Below are 16,827 nucleotides of genomic sequence, written 5' to 3' on the forward strand. Positions count from 1 at the left end.
ACCACCGCGCTGCACGGTGCTGCCGGAAGCACCTCGGTGATGCCAGGCCATGCCGCGGCGTGGCGCCGATGGGGCTGCGGGTGGGGCGGTGGATGGGGGGCTGTCATCCATGTGTCACCCTGCAGACACATTTAGTCACAAGCTGGCCTCCTTCTTGCTCGTTGCATCAGGCTTTTCCCTGATCGGGGAAAGCGGGTTTCACCCAGCCTGAACCTGACTGCGGAGCGCTCCATGGCCACATCCCTGCCAACCGACCTGATTCTTCCCCACCTGCGGGAACTCAACCGCAACGCCGCCGACCTGCGCGAAATACGGCTCATGTGGCGGCTCATCGAAGCCTCGGCCCGCATGCAGGCCTCGCAGCAGGGGCAGGCCCTGGTGTCCATGCTCACCGACACGCGCCAGGGACTGGAGCAGCTGGAGCAAGGCCTGCTGCAGTCGCAGCTGGTGCAGTCCGCGCAGGAGGCCATGGCCCAGCTGGGCATGCAGTCCGCCCATGCCATCGACCTGCTGGTGCGAAGCCTGTACGAGCGCACGGCCGATGTCGGCTTTCTCGCCGCCGATACCGTGCTCTGCGAGGCCATGGCCCAGCTTGACGATGGCGACGGCGATGATTGCGGCCTGCCCGACATGGCGGCCGGCGGCCTGCGCGCATGGCAGGCACCGCTGCAGGCCCACCTCCAGAGCTACCGAGCCAAGTACACGGTGTATGACGACATCCTGCTGCTGGACACGCAAGGCCAGGTCTGCGCCCGTGCCCAGGCACAGGCAGACCGCAAGCCGCCACCGCCCTGTGCCGAGGCCTGGTTCCAGCAGTCCCTGCAGCAGGCGGGCCATGTCAGCCATTTCGGCGCCAGCTGCGTACTGCCCGGCGCAGACCGCCTGATCTACGCGCAGCGCCTGCTGCATCCACGCACCATGGCGGTGCTCGGCGTGCTGTGCCTGAGCTTCGACTTTGCCGCCGAGATGCAGGCCATCTTTGCCTCGGGCGGGCCGCGCGCCCAGGTGGGGCTGCTGCTGGACGACGGCGGACTGGTCATCGCCAGCAGCGACGCCCACTGGATCGCCCCCGGCAGCCGCGTGCCCATGCACCATGGTGATGCCGTGCAGCCGCTGATCCATGCAGGACGCACCTACCTGGTGCGCACGGCGCGCGCCCTGCCCTACCAGGGCTATGCGGGGCCGCAAGGCTGGCAGACCCAGGTGATGGCACCGCTGGACCTGGCCTTCGCCACGCAGCAAAGGCCGCAGGTCCTGCAGGCGCTGGAGCCGGCCATTGCCGAGGGGCTGATGGCCCAGGCGCGCGGCTTTTGCCCGCCGCTGCACGCCATGGCCCGCGCGGCCGACGACATACGCCGCGTGGTCTGGAATGGCCAGGTGCTGGCGGCCAGCCAGGCACCGGAGTCCCACGTGCAAGGCACGGCCCACCCGGACCCGCTGCAGGCCGTGCTGGAGCAGATGGGCGAGACCGGCGACCTCACCCATGCCGTGTTCACACGCGCCATTCACGGCCTGCACGAGACCGCGCTGTCCACCCGGCTGCAGGAGCACAGCACGCTGAACCGGCTGCTGATGGACCTGCTGGAGCGCAATCTCTATGAACGTGCCAACGACTGCCGCTGGTGGGCCCTGACGCCCGGCCTGCAAAAGGTGCTGGCAGACAACAGCGGCTGCCTGGCCCTGTCGGTACAGGCCCACGACAGCGCGCAGCGGCTGCTGGAGCAGCTCAATGCGCTGTACACCGTCTATGCGCGCATTGCGCTGTACGACGCCCAGGGCCTGGTGCTGGCCTGCAGCCATGAGAGCGAGGCCGGCCTGCCCCTGGCTCCCGGCACGCGCGTGCAGGCATCGGCCCTGCAGGCCACCGTGCTGCTGCGCGATGCCCAGGCCTACCACGTGCAGGAGATGGACGATGGGGGCCTGCCCGTCCATGTCTACCATGCCGCGCTGCGCGCGCCATCGCCTGGGAGTGAACAGGCGCACGGACATGCACACGGCGGCGATCAAGGCCCCGTCATCGGCGGCATCGCCCTGCTGTTCCACACGCGGCGGGAGCTGCAGGCCATGCTGCAGGCCGCAGCGCCAGAGCAGGCAGCAACGGCAGAGCAAGCCGCAGCCACCGATCCCGAAGACAGCGGTCTGCCGCGCCTGCCGATGGAAGCGTTCTACGTGGCGCGTGACGGGCGCATCGTCGCCGCCAGCCATGGCGAGCGCCCGCTGGGCAGTTGCATCGCAGGCGTGGCCGGCCTGGCATCGCTGGCCGATGGCGAGGTGCGCAGCAGCATCGAGGAGATCGAAGGCCACTACTGCATCGTCGGCATGGCCGCCGGGCGCGGCTACCGCGAGTTCCGTCTGGACCAGGGCGTGGCACGCGATGCAAAAGAAAGCGCAACGGACGACACACTGGCCGGCCTGGTCAGCCTGAGCCTGCAGCGGCTGGGCCCCGTGCATGCCGATGCGCGCAACCGCGCGCTGCGCCTGGCGTCGGCCACCCGCCTGGATGGTGCCCGGCCCGCTACGCACGGGCACGGGCGCGCCGCGCATGGCAACGGCGAGGCGCCTGTGGAACTGGCCAGCTTCTACGTGGGCGCCAGCCTGCTGGCCCTGCGCGCGGGCGATGTCTGCGAGGCCCTGCCCGCCAGCGCCATCTCGCCCGTGGCGGCAGGACGGCTGCCGTTTTGCGTGGGCGCGCTGGCACGGCGCAGCCAGGGCAGCGTCAGCGGCTATGTCTGGGTGTTCGACCTGGCCGCGCTGCTGCAGGGCCAGCCCGGCGTGGTCACCGAGCAGTCACAGGTCATCGTGGTCCAGCATGGCGGCCTGCGCGTGGGCCTGCTGGTCAGCGCGCTGCAGGGCGTGCACCGGCTGCCAGCCAGCGCGCTGGTGGATTCGCCCATGCTGAACGCGGCCGACACCGCGACGGCCCTGGTGCGCAAGCTGGTGCATGCCGATTCGGGCCTGCCGCTGGTCCAGTGCCTGGACCCCGCCGCGCTGATGCGCAGGCTGCAGCCTTCGCGCGTTGCCGCGGCCAATGCCGACCGCAATGCGGTCAGCGTGGAAAGAGAGGCGGCGTAGCCCGGGCGCTGTCGGGCGCTGTCGGGCCTGTCGCGTCTCTAGCGCCTCAAAGGCCCCAGTGGCGCAGGCCCGGCAACGCGGCCTGCGCTGCCTCGTAGCCTTCGTCGATGGCCTCGCGCGCGCGGTGGAAGTCCAGCAGGCCCAGGTGGGACAGGCGCGGCGCGATCACCAGCTCGGGCGGGTCGCCCGCCATGCGGCTGCGCGTGATGCGCATCTGCATGATGTTGACGCTGGTCATCACCACGTCCAGCAGCGAGGGCGGCCGGGGCGGGGGCTCGGTCTCGCGGCCCGCCTCGTCGCGGTGGTGGCCGGGCATCCATCCCATCACGCCGCGCTGCAGCCTGCGCACCCAGGCCGTGCCGGCCACGGCGCTGGCCTGGCCCGCCAGGTCTTCGGGCGCCACGCCCTGCTCTGCGGCGGGCGGTGCCTCCTCCAGCGGCGGCGCGGCAGCCATGGCGGCGGAGGGCGCCAGCGGCCGCATGTGGCGCCGCATGATGTCGGCATTGAGATCGACCGCGATCACGATGTCCGCGCCCATGGCGCGCGCCAGCGAGGCGGGCACGGGGTTGACGATGCCGCCATCGACCAGCAGCCGCCCCTCGCGCTGCACGGGCGTGAACAGGCCGGGCAGCGCGATGGAGGCACGCACGGCATCGGCGATGGAGCCCTTGCGCAGCCAGACCTCGGCGCCCGAATGCAGGTCGGTGGCCACGGCGCCGAAGGGAATCTTCAAGTCCTCGATGGCCGAGTCCACGAAGTGCTCGCGCCAGAACGCGATCAGCTTCTCGCCCTTGAGCATGCCGCCCGTGATGTTGAAGTCCATGAAGCCGAACACCTTGCGCATGCCCAGGCCCAGCACCCATTCCTCGAAGCGCTGCATCTCGCCGGCCGCATACGAGGCCCCCACCAGGGCGCCTATGGAGGAGCCACAGATGATGTCGGGCCGCAGGCCCGCATCCTCCAGCGCGCGCAGCACGCCGAAATGCGCCCAGCCGCGCGCCGACCCGCTGCCCAGCGCCAGGCCGACCACGGGTTTGCGCGGACTCAGCGCCATCAGCGGTCCCCGCCTGCCAGCAGGGCCAGCATGCCGGCCTCGTCCAGCACGGTCACGCCCAGCTCCTCGGCCTTGGCCAGCTTGCTGCCGGCCTCGGCACCGGCCACCACATAGCTGGTCTTCTTGCTGACCGAGCCGGAGACCTTGGCGCCTGCGGCCTCCAGCATCTCCTTGGCCTGGTCGCGGCCCAGCGTGGGCAGCGTGCCCGTGAGCACCACGGTCATGCCGGCCAGCGGCTGGGCGGTCTGCTCGCGCGCCGCGCCCTCCTCCCAGTGCACGCCGCAGGCACGCAGTTGCTCGACCACCTCGCGGTTGTGGGGCTGGGCGAAGAAGGTGTGGATGCTCTCGGCCACGATGGGCCCCACGTCGCGCACCTGCAGCAGTTGCTCGACGCTGGCGTCCATGATGGCGTCCAGCTGGCCGAAGTGGCGGGCCAGGTCCTTGGCCGTGGACTCGCCCACCTGGCGGATGCCCAGGCCGAAGAGAAAGCGCGCCAGCGTGGTCTTCTTGGATTTTTCCAGCGCGTCCAGCACGTTCTGGGCCGACTTCTCGGCCATGCGGTCCAGCGATGCCAGGGCCACCAGGCCCAGGCGGTAGAGGTCGGGCAGCGTGCGCACCACGTGGCCGTCCACCAACTGGTCCACCAGCTTGTCGCCCAGGCCCTCGATGTCCATGGCGCGCCGCGCGGCAAAGTGCAGGATGGCCTCCTTGCGCTGCGCCGGGCAGAACAGGCCGCCCGTGCAGCGGTGGTTGGCCTCGCCCTTGGGTCGCGCCACGGCGCTGCCGCAGATGGGGCATGCAGCGGGCATGCGGAAGTTGGGCACATAGGCCGGCCGGTCGCCGGGCACGCGGCCCACGACCTCGGGGATCACGTCACCGGCGCGGCGCACGACCACGGTGTCGCCGGTGCGCACGCGTTTCTTGCGGATCTCGAACAGGTTGTGCAGCGTGGCATTGGTGACGATGACGCCGCCCACCGCCACGGGCGCCAGGCGCGCCACGGGCGTGAGCTTGCCCGTGCGGCCGACCTGTATGTCGATGCCTTCCATGCGCGTGGGCATTTCCTCGGCCGGGTACTTGTGGGCCACGGCCCAGCGCGGCTCGCGCGAGACAAAGCCCAGCTGGCGCTGCTGGGCCAGGCTGTTGACCTTGTAGACCACGCCGTCGATCTCGTAGGGCAGCGTGGCGCGCTCGGCGCCCATGCGCTGGTGGAAGGCCACCAGCTCGGCCGCGCCCTTGGCGATGCAGACCTGGGGCGCCACCGGAAAGCCCCAGTCGCGCAGCGCCTGCAGCATGGCGTAGTGGGTGACGAAGTCGGGGCCGCCCTGGGCAGCCGGCGTGATCTCGCCCAGGCCATAGGCGAAGAAGGACAGCGGGCGCTGCGCCGCAATGCCCGAGTCCAGCTGGCGCACCGAGCCTGCCGCCGCATTGCGCGGATTGGCAAAGCTCTTGCCGCCGGCGGCCTGCTGGCGCTCGTTGAGCTTGATGAAGTCGGCGCGGCCCATGTAGACCTCGCCGCGCACCTCGACCACGGGCGGCACGCCCTTGCCTTCCGGCAGGGACAGCGGAATCTTGCGGATGGTGCGGATGTTGTGGGTGACGTCCTCGCCCACCTCGCCGTCGCCGCGCGTGGTGGCCTGCACGAGGCGGCCGTTCTCGTAGCGCAGGTTCATGGCCAGGCCGTCGAACTTGGGTTCGGCCACGTACTCCACGGGCGGTGCTCCTTCGGCCAGTTCCAGCTCCTTGCGGATGCGTGCGTCGAAGGCCTCGGCCCCCGTGGCCTCGTTGTCGGTCTCGGTGCGGATGCTGAGCATGGGCACGGCATGGCGCACGGGCATCAGGCCGTCGAGCACGGCGCCGATCACGCGCTGCGTGGGCGAGTCCGGGGTGACCAGTTCGGGGTAGGCACCTTCCAATGCCTGCAATTGCTGGAAGACGCGGTCGTACTCGCCGTCGGGCACGGTGGGCGTGTCCAGCACGTAGTACTCATGCGCCCATTGGTTGAGCTGGGCGCGCAGCGCCTGCACCTTGGCCAGCACCTTGTCGGGGGCGGCCCCGGACTCCGGCGCCGCGGGGGCTGCGCCGGAGAAAAGATCCAGATTGTCGTTCATGGGGTTGAGGCCAGGAGCCTGTTGTGCACCAGGGGCACCGCGCCGCGTCAGCTGAACAGTCGCCGCGCCAGCATGGAGCCCGCCGACAGCTCGCGGCTGTCGAGCTTGTCATAGAGATGTTCCAGGTCGTGCTGGATGGGGTCCAGCGCCATGGCCGGCAGCAGGTAGCCGTTCTGGTCGCAGAGCACGCCGTCCATGGTCTGGCACAGGCGCTCGGCCACCTGGCGCAGCTGCACGAAGGCCTGCTCGCCGCGCGGCACCTGGGGCACGTCCAGGCTCAGCAGGAACTCGCGCACCACCGAGGTGTCGAGGTCGTCGGCCATGGCTGCCTGCGGGTCGTAGTTGAGCACCAGCACCGGCGGCATGCCGGGCGTGGGCGAAGGCAGGGCCATGCGCCCGGGCATGGAGCCCGGCAGAAAGCCCTGGCGCGATGCGTTCTGCTGCACATAGCCCGCGCTCCAGGAGGCCTGGCGTGCGCGCAGCATGAAGGTGAGCTGGGCGTCGTGCTCGCTGGCGAACTGGTCGAGCTCGCGCGCACGCGCCACTTCCTGCAGCATGTCGGGCACGTCGGGCGTGGCGCCCAGCGCGTCGGCAAAGCGCTGCACCTTGGCAACGAACTCGGAGAACTCGATCTCGTTGAGCGCACCCGTGCGGTTGGCCAGTTGCACGCCGGCCTGGAAGCCCAGGTAGCGCTGGCCGGGCTGCAGCGGCTCCCACTGGTGGGTGGACTGGTTCATGCCCTCGATCGCAAAGGGCTTGTTGCCCGCTCGCCGCGTGGCGGGCTGGGCCTGCAGCGCCAGTTCGCCAGGCACGGCCTGGCCGACCTGCACGGGGGCAATGGCGTCGATCAGCGCATCCAGGCCCGGACGGCTGGCGGCCGCGCTGGTCAGGGCCGCGTCGTTGAGGGAAGGCTCGATGGACTGCGGTGCCGACGGGGACGCCGCAGACGCGGACACAGATTCAGATGCGGGTGCCGAAGCGCTGGCGTCTTCGCCCGCCTGCAGGGCATGGGCTGCCTGCGCGGACTGCACTGCCTGGGCGGCCTTGGCCGCCAGCGCAGCCTGGGCTGCGGCCTGGCGCTGCTGCTCTTCAAGCTGGACCAGATGGGCCAGCTCGGCATCGGTTTCGGCAAAGCGGTCCGCGGAGGCCGGGCTCTGGCCCGGCGCGGCGGTGCCGAAATCGCCCAGCACGGGCTCGCGCAGGCTGTGCGTCAGGTCCGGGCCGTGGCCCACGGTGTCCATGCCGGGCTCATGGCGCGAGGGATCGCGCTGCGCCTCTTCGACGGGGTCGGCGCGCTTGGGTGCATTGCGGCGCGCGGACCAGCTGTTGTAGGCAAGGATCAGGGCCAGCACCACAAAGCCCAGGACGGCCAGACTGATTTGCAGGTTACTCATGGAATGAAGGAGTGAAACGTCGTTCCAGCAAATGGGGTTCGGAAGGAGGCGGACATGCTCAGGATAGCTCAGCCATGGACAGCGCGGACTCCATGTCCACGGCCACGATGCGGGACACGCCCTGCTCCTGCATGGTCACGCCGATGAGCTGCTGCGCCATTTCCATGGCGATCTTGTTGTGGCTGATGAACAGGAACTGCGTGCTCTTGCTCATGCTGGCCACCAGCTTGGCATAGCGCTCGGTGTTGGCATCGTCCAGCGGCGCATCCACCTCGTCCAGCAGACAGAACGGCGCAGGATTGAGCTGGAAGATGGCGAAGACCAGCGCGATCGCCGTCAGCGCCTTCTCGCCACCGGACAGCAGGTGGATGGTCTGGTTCTTCTTGCCGGGCGGCTGCGCGATCACCTGCACGCCCGAGTCGAGGATTTCATCGCCGGTGATCACCAGCTTGGCCTGGCCGCCACCGAACAGCTCCGGGAACATGCGCCCGAAATGCCCGTTCACGGTCTCGAAGGTGCCCGACAGCAGCTCGCGCGTTTCGGCATCGATCTTGCGGATGGCATCTTCCAGCGTGTTCATGGCCTGGGTCAGGTCCTCGGTCTGCGCGTCGAGGAAGGTCTTGCGCTCGCGCGCCAGCTTCAGCTCGTCCAGCGCCGCCAGGTTGACCGCGCCCAGGGCCGCGATCTCGCGGTGCAGGCGGTCGATCTCGCCCTGCAGGCCGTGCATGCGCACATTGGCCTCGGCAATGGACTGGGAGACGGCGGCCAGGTCGGCGCCCGCCTCCTCCAGCAAAGTGGAGTACTGCTCCAGGCCCAGGCGCGCGGCCTGCTCCTTGAGCTGGAATTCGGTGATGCGCTGGCGCAGCGGGTCCAGCGCCTTTTCCAGTTGCTGGCGGCGTTCGTCGCTGGCGCGCAGCTTGTTGGTCAGGTCGTCATATTCGCTGCGGCGCGCGGCCACGGCCTGCTCGCGCTGCATCTTCAAATCCAGCGCATCCTGCAGGCCGCCCTGGGCCGCGGCATCGGTCAGGCGCGTGAGTTCGTCCTGCGCGCGCTGCTGCTCATCGGCCAGGGAGCGGGCCTGCTGGCTGGCCGTCTCTATGGTGCGGCTGAGTTCGCCCCGGCGCGCCTCCAGGCTGCGCCGCGAAAACGTGGCCTCCTGGGCCTGGCGTTCCAGGGTGCGCAGTTGCTCGCGCGATTCGTTCAGGCGCCGCTCGGACTCCAGTACCTTGTCGCCGAGCTGGGCATGGCGCTCCTGGCTGTCGGCCAGTTGCATGTCCAGTTCCTCGAAGCGGGCCTCGGCCGCCACGCGGCGCTCCTCGATGTCGGACAGCTGGGCCTCGACCTCGGCCAGGTCGGCGCTGATCTGGGCATTGCGCGCGCGGGCCTGCTCGGCCAGCTGCGACAGGCGCAGGGTCTCGACCTGCAGCTCATGGGCACGGCTTTGCGATTCGCTGGCCTCGCGCCGGGCGCCGACCAGGCGCTGCGAAGCCTCGGCATAGGCGCTTTCGGCACGCACCAGGGCCGTGCGCGATTCGTCGGAGATCAGCGCCTGGGCGCGCACTTCCTTTTCAAGGTGCTCGATTTCCTGGGCGCGGGCCAGCAGGCCGGATTGCTCCGAATCCTGCGCATAAAAGCTCACGCTGTGGCTGCTGACGGCATGGCCCGTGGGCACGTAGACGGTTTCACCGGGCCGCAGTTCGCTGCGGCGCGACAGCGCCTCTTCCAGCGTGGGCGCCGTGTAGCAGTCCTGCAGCCAGTCGCCGAGCACGGCGCGCAGGCCAGCATCGTTCACGCGCAGCAGGTCCGACAGGTGTTGCCAGCGGCCGGCGGCCGGCGCGGGCGCGCCCTGCGGCGGGCTGAAGAAGGCCAGGCGCGCAGGCGGCGCATCGTGCCCGCCTGAGCCCAGAAAGCCGCGCACCATGTCGAGCCGGCCCACTTCCAGCGCGCCCAGGCGCTCGCGCAGCGCGGCCTCCAGCGCGTTTTCCCAGCCGGGCTCGATGGCAATGCGGCTCCACAGGCCCTGCATGCCGTCCAGGCCGTGCTTGGCCAGCCAGGGCTGGAGCTTGCCGTCTGTCTTGACCTTTTCCTGCAGCGCCTTGAGCGCTTCCAGCCGCGCCGACAGGTCGGCATGGCGCGCGGCCTCGGCATTGACGGCCTGCTGGCGCGTGCGGCGGTCCTCGTCGAGCTGGGGCACGGAGTCCTGCAGCTCGTTGAGCACGGCATCGGCCATTTCGGCCAGTTCGCGCGCCTCTTCCAGCTGGGACTGCAGATTGTTCAGGCGGGCCTCGTCGGGCGTCTCCAGCGCGTTGCGGTCGGCGCGCAGGCGCTCGAAGCGGGTCTCGAACTGGCGGCGCTGCTCGTCCAGGCTGCGCTGCTCGGCGGCCAGCACCTGGATCTGCTGCTGCACCTGCACCACGCTGGCGCGCTGGTCGGCGTCGGCCTTCTGGGCATTGCGCAAGGCGTCCTCCAGGTCGGGCAGGCGCATGCCTTGCTCCTCGACCTGGGCGGCCAGCATCTCGGCCTGTTCCTCGGCGTCCATGCCGGCGCCTTCGAGGTTCTCGATCTCGGCTTCGGCTTCCTCGCGGCGGCTGTTCCACAGCAGCACCTGCTCGGACAGCTGCTGCAGCCGCTGCTGCACGCGCTGGCGGCCTTCGAGCACGTAGCGTATCTCGGCCTCCAGCTTGCCGACCTCGGCCGTGGATTCGTAGAGCTTGGCCTGGGCCTGGTTGACCTGGTCGCTGGCGTCGTAGTGCGCCTGGCGCAGGGTTTCGAGTCCGCTTTCGTTGTTGCGGATGTCGGCCATGCGCTCTTCGAGCTCGTTGACGGCCTGCAGGCCCTCCACGCGCACGCGGTCCTGCTCGGCCTCGGCCTCGGCCCGCTTGAGGAACCACAGCTGCTGCTGCTTGAGCGTGACCTGGGACTGCAGCGCGTTGTACCGGGCCGCCACCTCGGCCTGCTTTTCCAGCCGGTCGAGGTTGTTGTTGAGCTCGCGCAGGATGTCTTCCACGCGCGTGAGGTTCTCGGTGGTGGCCGAGAGCCGGTTCTCGGTCTCGCGCCGGCGCTCCTTGTACTTGGACACGCCTGCGGCCTCTTCCAGGAACAGGCGCAGTTCCTCGGGGCGCGACTCGATGATGCGGCTGATCGTGCCCTGGCCGATGATGGCGTAGGCGCGCGGGCCCAGGCCCGTGCCCAGGAACACATCCTGCACATCGCGGCGGCGCACGGCCTGGTTGTTGATGAAGTAGCTGCTGTTGCCCTCGCGCGTGAGCACGCGCTTGACGGCGATCTCGCCGAACTGGCCCCACTGGCCGCCTGCGCGGTGGTCACTGTTGTCGAACACCAGCTCCACGCTGGAGCGGCTGGCCGGCTTGCGGTGCGTGGTGCCGTTGAAGATCACGTCCTGCATGGACTCGCCGCGCAGCTCGCTGGCCTTGCTCTCGCCCAGCACCCAGCGCACCGCATCCATGATGTTGGACTTGCCGCAGCCGTTGGGGCCCACCACGCCCACCAGTTGCCCCGGCAGCATGAAGTTGGTGGGCTCGGCGAAGGACTTGAAGCCGGACAGCTTGATGGAATTCAGGCGCACGATGCAGGCAGATGGCGGTCCGCGGCGAACGGACGAATGAGGACGTGGGGGAACAACAGGGAAGCTTGGGATGATACCGCGCGCCACCCCTGCTCAAGAATGGAAAGCGGCCCGCGCGGGGCCGGGTCGAATGTCAAGAATGGTTCGAGGGGGCGTCCGGCACCCCGCTGCCATCCGTGCACTCCACCACCACGGGCCGCTCTTGCGCCTCCTGCGGCAGGCTCGCCGGGCTCAGGGCCGGAGGGCGCGACACGATGGCCTGGCGCACCAGGGCCTCGAAGCTGCGCACGGGCACGGGCGGGCTGAGCAGGTAGCCCTGCCAGGCATGGCAGTGCTGGTCTTCGAGGAACTGGCGTTGCGCCTCGGTCTCCACACCCTCGGCGATGACCTGCAGGCCCAGGCTGGTGCCCAGGGCGACGATGGTGCGCGCAATGGCCGCGTCGTTGGGGTCGCTGAGCACGTCGCGCACGAAGCTGCGATCGATCTTGAGCTGGTCCAGCGGCAGGCGCTTGAGATAGGCCAGCGAGGAGTAGCCGGTACCGAAGTCGTCCAGCGAGAACCCCACGCCGTGTGCCTTGAGCGTGGCCATCTTGGCCGCCGTGTCGTCCACGTCGGCCAGCAGCAGGCTTTCGGTCAGCTCCAGCTGAAGGGAGGTGAGATAAAGAAAGAAGGAGAGGTGAGATAAATGGCACTTGCCGGCCCGCAAGTGGCATGTCATGGCACGAGGTTTTGCAATTCACTTGCACACCTGGAAACTGGTCAGGCTTGGTCCAGCCACACCGAAATGATGTCCAGCACCGCCGCTGCATCCTCATCGGCCAACGTGCCCGCATCAGGATCACCGAACACCATGCCGCGCCGCGCCATGTGCTGCGTGCCCCACTCATGGTAGACGGCGACAGGGTCCCCAAATCCGACCCGCACACTGTTTGCATCGGCTGAATGGTTCAGGCTGGCGAGCATATCGCCGTAGCGGTCGAGCAGGCGCCGATTGCCATCCTCCGGGTATGACTCACGGGTAGACGGCTCCCACGGCGCCCAGCTATTGCCCCCTGGGTCCGTGCGGCTCTCGAATCTTGCGCTAATGCGCCCCTCCATCTCCATGCCGATGCCCTGCATCACCGGCGTCAAGTCACTGAGCCGCTGCCGGACCTGCGCCAGATAGTCCACAAACGCCCGGTCATCAATGCGAACGTCCAGCATTGCTACTCCTTGCTCAGGCCAGCGCGCCGGGCGGCCGAGGCCAGATCGGGCGATGCTGCCCGCAGCTTGGCGTCGACCTGGCCCTGCAGTGCCTGCTTGCGCGCCTGGCCGGGGTTGTAGGCAAACCCGGGATCGATCCCCTGCGGCACTTCCTGCACTTCGCCCGAACGGGGGTTGACGTACTCGTGCATACGGACCTCAGGGGCCTGCTTGTTGAGCGGCTTGCGCACCGCTGGGGCGTCCGAGTCGTATTCGGCACCGGACCTCTCCAGGGTGTAGCCCTTGTCGTAGTCGCGCTGGCTCATGGACATCACCCGGCAGCGGCAGCGCCACCCGTTGGGCGGCCAGTGGGTGCGCCAGAAGAGATCATCAACGGGCAGCACAAGGTTGTCCCAGGCCCGGTGGCTGGCCCGCACGCGCTCATCGCGGCGCGTGATGTATCGCACATAGGGATGGGTGCGCTTGGACCGCTCCACGCGCTCCCATAACCCTGTGGCATAGGCTTGGCGCGTGTTGGTGTCGTAGATCAGCTTCAGGCGGGCCGGATCGAAACGGGTGCGCTTGATTTCCCCGTCGAGTGGGTCTTTCACGGCCTTGATACCCCACCAGCCCGCGCGTGTGAGCAGTTCTTCAACGTCGCGCATGAAGTCTCGGCGGCTCAGATTGCCTTGCACCGACTCGACAATGGCGTCGTAGACCCCCTGCAGGAGATCCAGCCGGGCCAAGCGGCTGATGGTGAACTGCACGCTGTGCTCATCCTCCCATATGTCCTGCCAGGCGTACGAGCGGGCCAACTTGCCCCTGCCTTGTAGCCAGGCCACCGCCTCGGCCGGCGTGAGCTTGTGGAGTTCTGCAAAATCGCTGGCTGCGCTCATGGCTTACTCATTGGGAATGCCGGCATCTGCAGCCAACCGGGCTGCAAACGCCACGCGTGTCAATGAAGCGGCCATCGGATCGGCGTCCATTGCTGCCAGAACCTCGGGCAGCCTGGCCAGCAGCTCACCCGCCGTCTGGCCTCGGGCGGCGGCGTCGGCAAGCAACGCACGCAGGGGCACGACCAGCGGGTCCATGACTGGCTGCCACTGCGCCTGCTCCTGGTCGATCAGCGCGTCGAGCGCATCGGGTGCGTTCGGTTTTGCTGTCGGCTCCGCAAAGTTGCTCGGGGCCATGGGCGGCAGGCCATTGCCTGGCGGGATGTTGGCTGCAGGCATATTGATGGGCGGTGGGCTGGCTGCCTTTTTGCTCCAGCCTTCGCCGTACTTGGCCCTGACCGTGTTCTCGTCCAGCTCGAAGCCCATGTCGGAGACGATCTTGTCGGCTTCGGCCTGGGCCTTGGTGTCTTCCTCTTCCTTGATCTGGCGGGACACCTGGCAGGGCTCAAAGCCGTTGTACTCGCAGATCCAGCCGATGAGCGTTTCATTGAGCGTTTCGGACAGCAGATCGCTGTCGGCCTGGGTCAAGTCCTGGCGCACGTTCTGACGCTCCTTGCTGGCCGCAGCGAGCGCACCGCCACCCGAGCGCGCGGGCTCCTGACCCGTCAGCACCTCGCTGATCCAGTCGTCCATGTACTCGCATAGCTGCTGCTGCGTGGTCACGTTGCCGCTGAGCTTGCTTTCCAGCAGCGCGATCTCCATGCCTTCGGGCGTCATCAGATACCCGTCGTTGCTCATGGCGCGCAGCGCATCGGCCAGCGTGCCCTTTTCCTTTGGGCTGGCCTGGCGAGGGTACTTGCCATGCGGCGTGGGCGAGCCGAAGCGGTCGCATAGCTTGTTCCAGGCGACGATGCCCTTGCGCTTGAAGAACACAGGCCAGAAGAGCTGCAGGCCCAGGCCGGTGCCGTAGGGGTTGTCGTCCTCGGGATTGACGCGGTGGGCGATGAACTTGCGCTCAGGGACAGGCACCCCAGTCAGCATGTTCTCGCGCGTGAGCAGTTGCAGTCGGGGTGGGCTGTGCTCGTCGTCCTGGACATAGACAAAGCGCCGCTGGGCGCGCTTGACCACACGCGCGGGCACGACCAAGTCGTCGCGGATGGTCCAGATGATCTCGGCGATGGCGTGCCCAGCCAACAGCGCCTCGAGGAGATCCGCGGACAGCTTGTCGAAGGAAAAGCCCTTGAGGATGGTGGTGAGGGTCTCGGCGTCCTGAGTGGCTTTGGCGTTGTCCTTGGCGCGCGGCTCAACCTGCCAGGCCTTGCCGATCAGGGCCAACTGGCGCTTTTGCAGGCCAGAGAACACCTTGCCGTCGCGGCGCAGGTCGCGGTACAGCTCGACACCGCCGTTGCCCCGCTCCAGCAGCAGAGGGTCATTGGTGCGCAACACCCCCATGTAGTTCTGCTCGAAGGGGTCACGCAGGCGGTTGGCGAACTCGGTATTGAGCTCTGCGGCCGGCATGGTAGCTGGAGGCTGGGTCGAGGTTGGCTGCCGGTTACGGCGATTCTTAGCCATGGATGAAGTCTCCCAACGGCTGGCTGCTGTCACGCGGGCCGCCGCTCATGAATTCAATGGGGGCGGAGGGGTTGCTGCCCGCGTGCAGGGCCAGTGCCAGCGCCCAAAACCGGTCGGCGTGGCCGTTGACCTTGGTGCTGTCGTCGCCATCTGCGACAAAGCGGATGTTCCCGGCCGCAGTGGTGGTCTTTTGGATCTTGCGCAGGTCGGCGCGGATCTTCGGGTCTTCGGGGATGCGGATCTTGCGATCCTCCATGGCGCCCTTGAGCGGGTAGGCCAAGGCTTCCTTGACCTGGCCGGTGAAGCTCACGCCTTCGACGCGGTGCTCGCCGAACTTGTCCTGTGCATCGTCGGTCCAGCCGATGCCCAGACCGGTGGAGTCGATGCAGATGCGGTCGCAGATCTCGAACCAGGGCCACAGGATCTTTTCCTGGTCGCTCTTGCGCATCTTTTCCATGACCTCGACGTGCCGCGTGTAGAACACGTCGCCCAGCTGCTCGACCACCCACAGCACGGTCAAGTCCTTCTTGCGGCCAATGTCTACGCCAGCGAACAAACGGCCCTGGAACGGCCCCTGCAGGCCGCGCCGCCAGTCGGTGCCGCCCGGGTATTCACAGGCCGTGATCAGCCCGTACTCCAGAAACTTGGCGTCGTCGTCGGCGGGGATGCACATGTACTCCTGGTCGAACGATTCCGCATCCGCTGCGCCTGCCTTGGTGAAGTCGAAGTACTCGGCTTCATCCATGTCCTGCTGCTCGGCATCGGCGGGCAAGGCCTGCTGCAGCTTGAAGAGGAAGCCTTGGTCCAGCGCATCCTGCAGAGTGACCCGGTGCAGACTGATTTTCTTGGGATTGCCACCGTGGCGGGCCTCGCGCACCAGCTGATTGAAAAAGCTGTATGAGCCCCGGTGCGTGCTGATCAGTTCCATGCTGCCGCCCCAGGTGATGCCTGGATAGGCAATGGCCCACATCTTGCGCTGCTCACGGTGCAGCGCGAACTCATCCAGAACGCGGCTGCCTCGCTTGCCGGCCTGGGCATCCGGGTTGCTGGACATGCTGTGGATGCGTCGGCCGCTGGCGAACTGCAGCACATAGGCGCTGAGCTTCTTGTCGGCATCGAGCACGACTTCGCCCATGTCCTGCGCGGCCATGCCCATGATGCCGGCCCACAGCTTGCAGTCTTCAATGAACAGCCGTGCCTGGATGTCGTCGCGGCTGCTCACCCATTCGTCAAATCGCGCGCCCTGAGCAGCCGCGCGCTCGTCCGCACCATAGGCCGTGGACCAACTGATGCCGATCTGCCGCGACTTCTCCATGAGCTTGATGCGGGAGCCATCCTTGATCCATTCCGCCTGGAACGGCAGGAAGATGGCTTCGCGGTCGTGGGGGATGCACTTGGCGCGGCCTTTGGTCGCTGCCATTACACAATCCCCAATGCTTCGCGGATCGCCGCCTTGGTCTGTGGCGTCACGCCGCCTTTGTTGGGCATGGCCTCCAGGGCCGCCTTGTGCTCCGCCAGCAGCTGCTGGCGCTCTTCTTCGCGCGCCTTGCGCAGGATCAGCTCCATGTCGATGTTCTCGCGCTTGGTGCCGCTCAAGTTTCTCAGGGCCCGTGCCATCACGCTGACTTCCTTGGGAGGGACTTCCTTGCCATCGGCCATGCTGTCCATGGTGCGAAACGCAATCGCCTCCAGCATCTGTGGCAACAGCCGTCCCACGTCGCCATCAGGCTCCTTTCCGAACTTCTCCACCCAGGCGCGAGCCACCGTCTGCGCCTGGATCATCTGCTGCATGCTCTCGCGCTCATTCTTGACGTAGCGCGCTGTGGCGGAGCGCGAAACGCCAGTGCCCAGCGCCTTCAGCGCCTCGAAGATCTCGTTGATGGTGCAGCCCTTGCGAATCAGTGCATGCACCTCCTGCAGGATGGTCTCATCCTGCTTGGCCACAGTGGACTTGCGCGCCATG

General features: G+C 68.0%; 10 protein-coding genes and 1 pseudogene. 1 reads left to right on the top strand and 10 read right to left on the bottom strand.

The genetic code is table 11. From position 1 onward, the window contains the following. The first annotated feature begins 231 nt into the window (after positions 1 to 231). Positions 232 to 3,072: a chemotaxis protein CheW gene (locus ACFPFG_RS01955; protein ID WP_380104683.1), complete on the top strand. Its 2,841-nt coding sequence runs from the start codon at positions 232 to 234 to the stop codon at positions 3,070 to 3,072. Positions 3,073 to 3,118: 46 nt separating this feature from the next. On the opposite strand, the gene ACFPFG_RS01960 is transcribed toward ACFPFG_RS01955, so the two are convergent. The 10 genes and pseudogenes from ACFPFG_RS01960 to ACFPFG_RS02005 all read right to left on the bottom strand — a co-directional run bounded on the left by ACFPFG_RS01960 (position 3,119) and on the right by ACFPFG_RS02005 (position 16,826). Continuing rightward, positions 3,119 to 4,126: a patatin-like phospholipase family protein gene (locus ACFPFG_RS01960; protein WP_034393164.1), complete on the bottom strand. Its 1,008-nt coding sequence runs from the start codon at positions 4,124 to 4,126 to the stop codon at positions 3,119 to 3,121. Beyond that, positions 4,126 to 6,237: an NAD-dependent DNA ligase LigA gene (gene ligA, locus ACFPFG_RS01965; protein WP_380104685.1), complete on the bottom strand. Its 2,112-nt coding sequence runs from the start codon at positions 6,235 to 6,237 to the stop codon at positions 4,126 to 4,128. The genes ACFPFG_RS01960 and ligA overlap by 1 nt, the downstream gene beginning before the upstream one ends. Positions 6,238 to 6,284: 47 nt before the next feature. Then, positions 6,285 to 7,631, bottom strand: a complete 1,347-nt coding sequence (locus tag ACFPFG_RS01970) for a cell division protein ZipA C-terminal FtsZ-binding domain-containing protein (protein ID WP_183017928.1) — start codon at positions 7,629 to 7,631, stop codon at positions 6,285 to 6,287. A gap of 58 nt (positions 7,632 to 7,689) precedes the next feature. Beyond that, complete coding sequence (gene smc, locus ACFPFG_RS01975; protein WP_380104687.1) at positions 7,690 to 11,217, bottom strand: chromosome segregation protein SMC; 3,528 nt, start codon at positions 11,215 to 11,217, stop codon at positions 7,690 to 7,692. Between the two features lie 133 nt (positions 11,218 to 11,350). Beyond that, a pseudogene (locus tag ACFPFG_RS01980) lies at positions 11,351 to 11,866 on the bottom strand (EAL domain-containing protein); the annotation flags it as partial. A gap of 110 nt (positions 11,867 to 11,976) precedes the next feature. Continuing rightward, a complete protein-coding gene (locus tag ACFPFG_RS01985) occupies positions 11,977 to 12,420 on the bottom strand; it encodes a phage virion morphogenesis protein (protein WP_380104689.1) in 444 nt (147 codons plus the stop codon). Positions 12,421 to 12,422: 2 nt separating this feature from the next. Continuing rightward, positions 12,423 to 13,295, bottom strand: a complete 873-nt coding sequence (locus tag ACFPFG_RS01990) for a phage head morphogenesis protein (protein WP_380104691.1) — start codon at positions 13,293 to 13,295, stop codon at positions 12,423 to 12,425. A gap of 3 nt (positions 13,296 to 13,298) precedes the next feature. Next, positions 13,299 to 14,810, bottom strand: coding sequence for a DUF935 domain-containing protein (locus ACFPFG_RS01995; RefSeq protein WP_380104693.1), 1,512 nt, complete (start codon positions 14,808 to 14,810; stop codon positions 13,299 to 13,301). Positions 14,811 to 14,856: 46 nt separating this feature from the next. Continuing rightward, positions 14,857 to 16,284: a phage terminase large subunit family protein gene (locus ACFPFG_RS02000; protein ID WP_380104696.1), complete on the bottom strand. Its 1,428-nt coding sequence runs from the start codon at positions 16,282 to 16,284 to the stop codon at positions 14,857 to 14,859. Further along, on the bottom strand, positions 16,284 to 16,826 hold the full coding sequence (locus tag ACFPFG_RS02005) for a phage protein Gp27 family protein (protein WP_380104698.1): 543 nt from the start codon (positions 16,824 to 16,826) through the stop codon (positions 16,284 to 16,286). The genes ACFPFG_RS02000 and ACFPFG_RS02005 overlap by 1 nt, the downstream gene beginning before the upstream one ends. Position 16,827 lies beyond the last annotated feature (1 nt).

Source organism: Delftia deserti, from assembly GCF_042653485.1.
Classification (GTDB): Bacteria; Pseudomonadota; Gammaproteobacteria; order Burkholderiales; family Burkholderiaceae_C; genus Comamonas; species Comamonas acidovorans.

Coding starts and splice junctions, on each gene's coding strand:
- ACFPFG_RS01955 (WP_380104683.1), top strand. CDS start 232: ATGGCCACATCCCTGCCAACCGACCTGATTCTTCCCCACCTGCGGGAA.
- ACFPFG_RS01960 (WP_034393164.1), bottom strand. CDS start 4,126: ATGGCGCTGAGTCCGCGCAAACCCGTGGTCGGCCTGGCGCTGGGCAGC.
- ligA (WP_380104685.1), bottom strand. CDS start 6,237: ATGAACGACAATCTGGATCTTTTCTCCGGCGCAGCCCCCGCGGCGCCG.
- ACFPFG_RS01970 (WP_183017928.1), bottom strand. CDS start 7,631: ATGAGTAACCTGCAAATCAGTCTGGCCGTCCTGGGCTTTGTGGTGCTG.
- ACFPFG_RS01985 (WP_380104689.1), bottom strand. CDS start 12,420: ATGCTGGACGTTCGCATTGATGACCGGGCGTTTGTGGACTATCTGGCG.
- ACFPFG_RS01990 (WP_380104691.1), bottom strand. CDS start 13,295: ATGAGCGCAGCCAGCGATTTTGCAGAACTCCACAAGCTCACGCCGGCC.
- ACFPFG_RS01995 (WP_380104693.1), bottom strand. CDS start 14,810: ATGCCGGCCGCAGAGCTCAATACCGAGTTCGCCAACCGCCTGCGTGAC.
- ACFPFG_RS02000 (WP_380104696.1), bottom strand. CDS start 16,284: ATGGCAGCGACCAAAGGCCGCGCCAAGTGCATCCCCCACGACCGCGAA.
- ACFPFG_RS02005 (WP_380104698.1), bottom strand. CDS start 16,826: ATGGCGCGCAAGTCCACTGTGGCCAAGCAGGATGAGACCATCCTGCAG.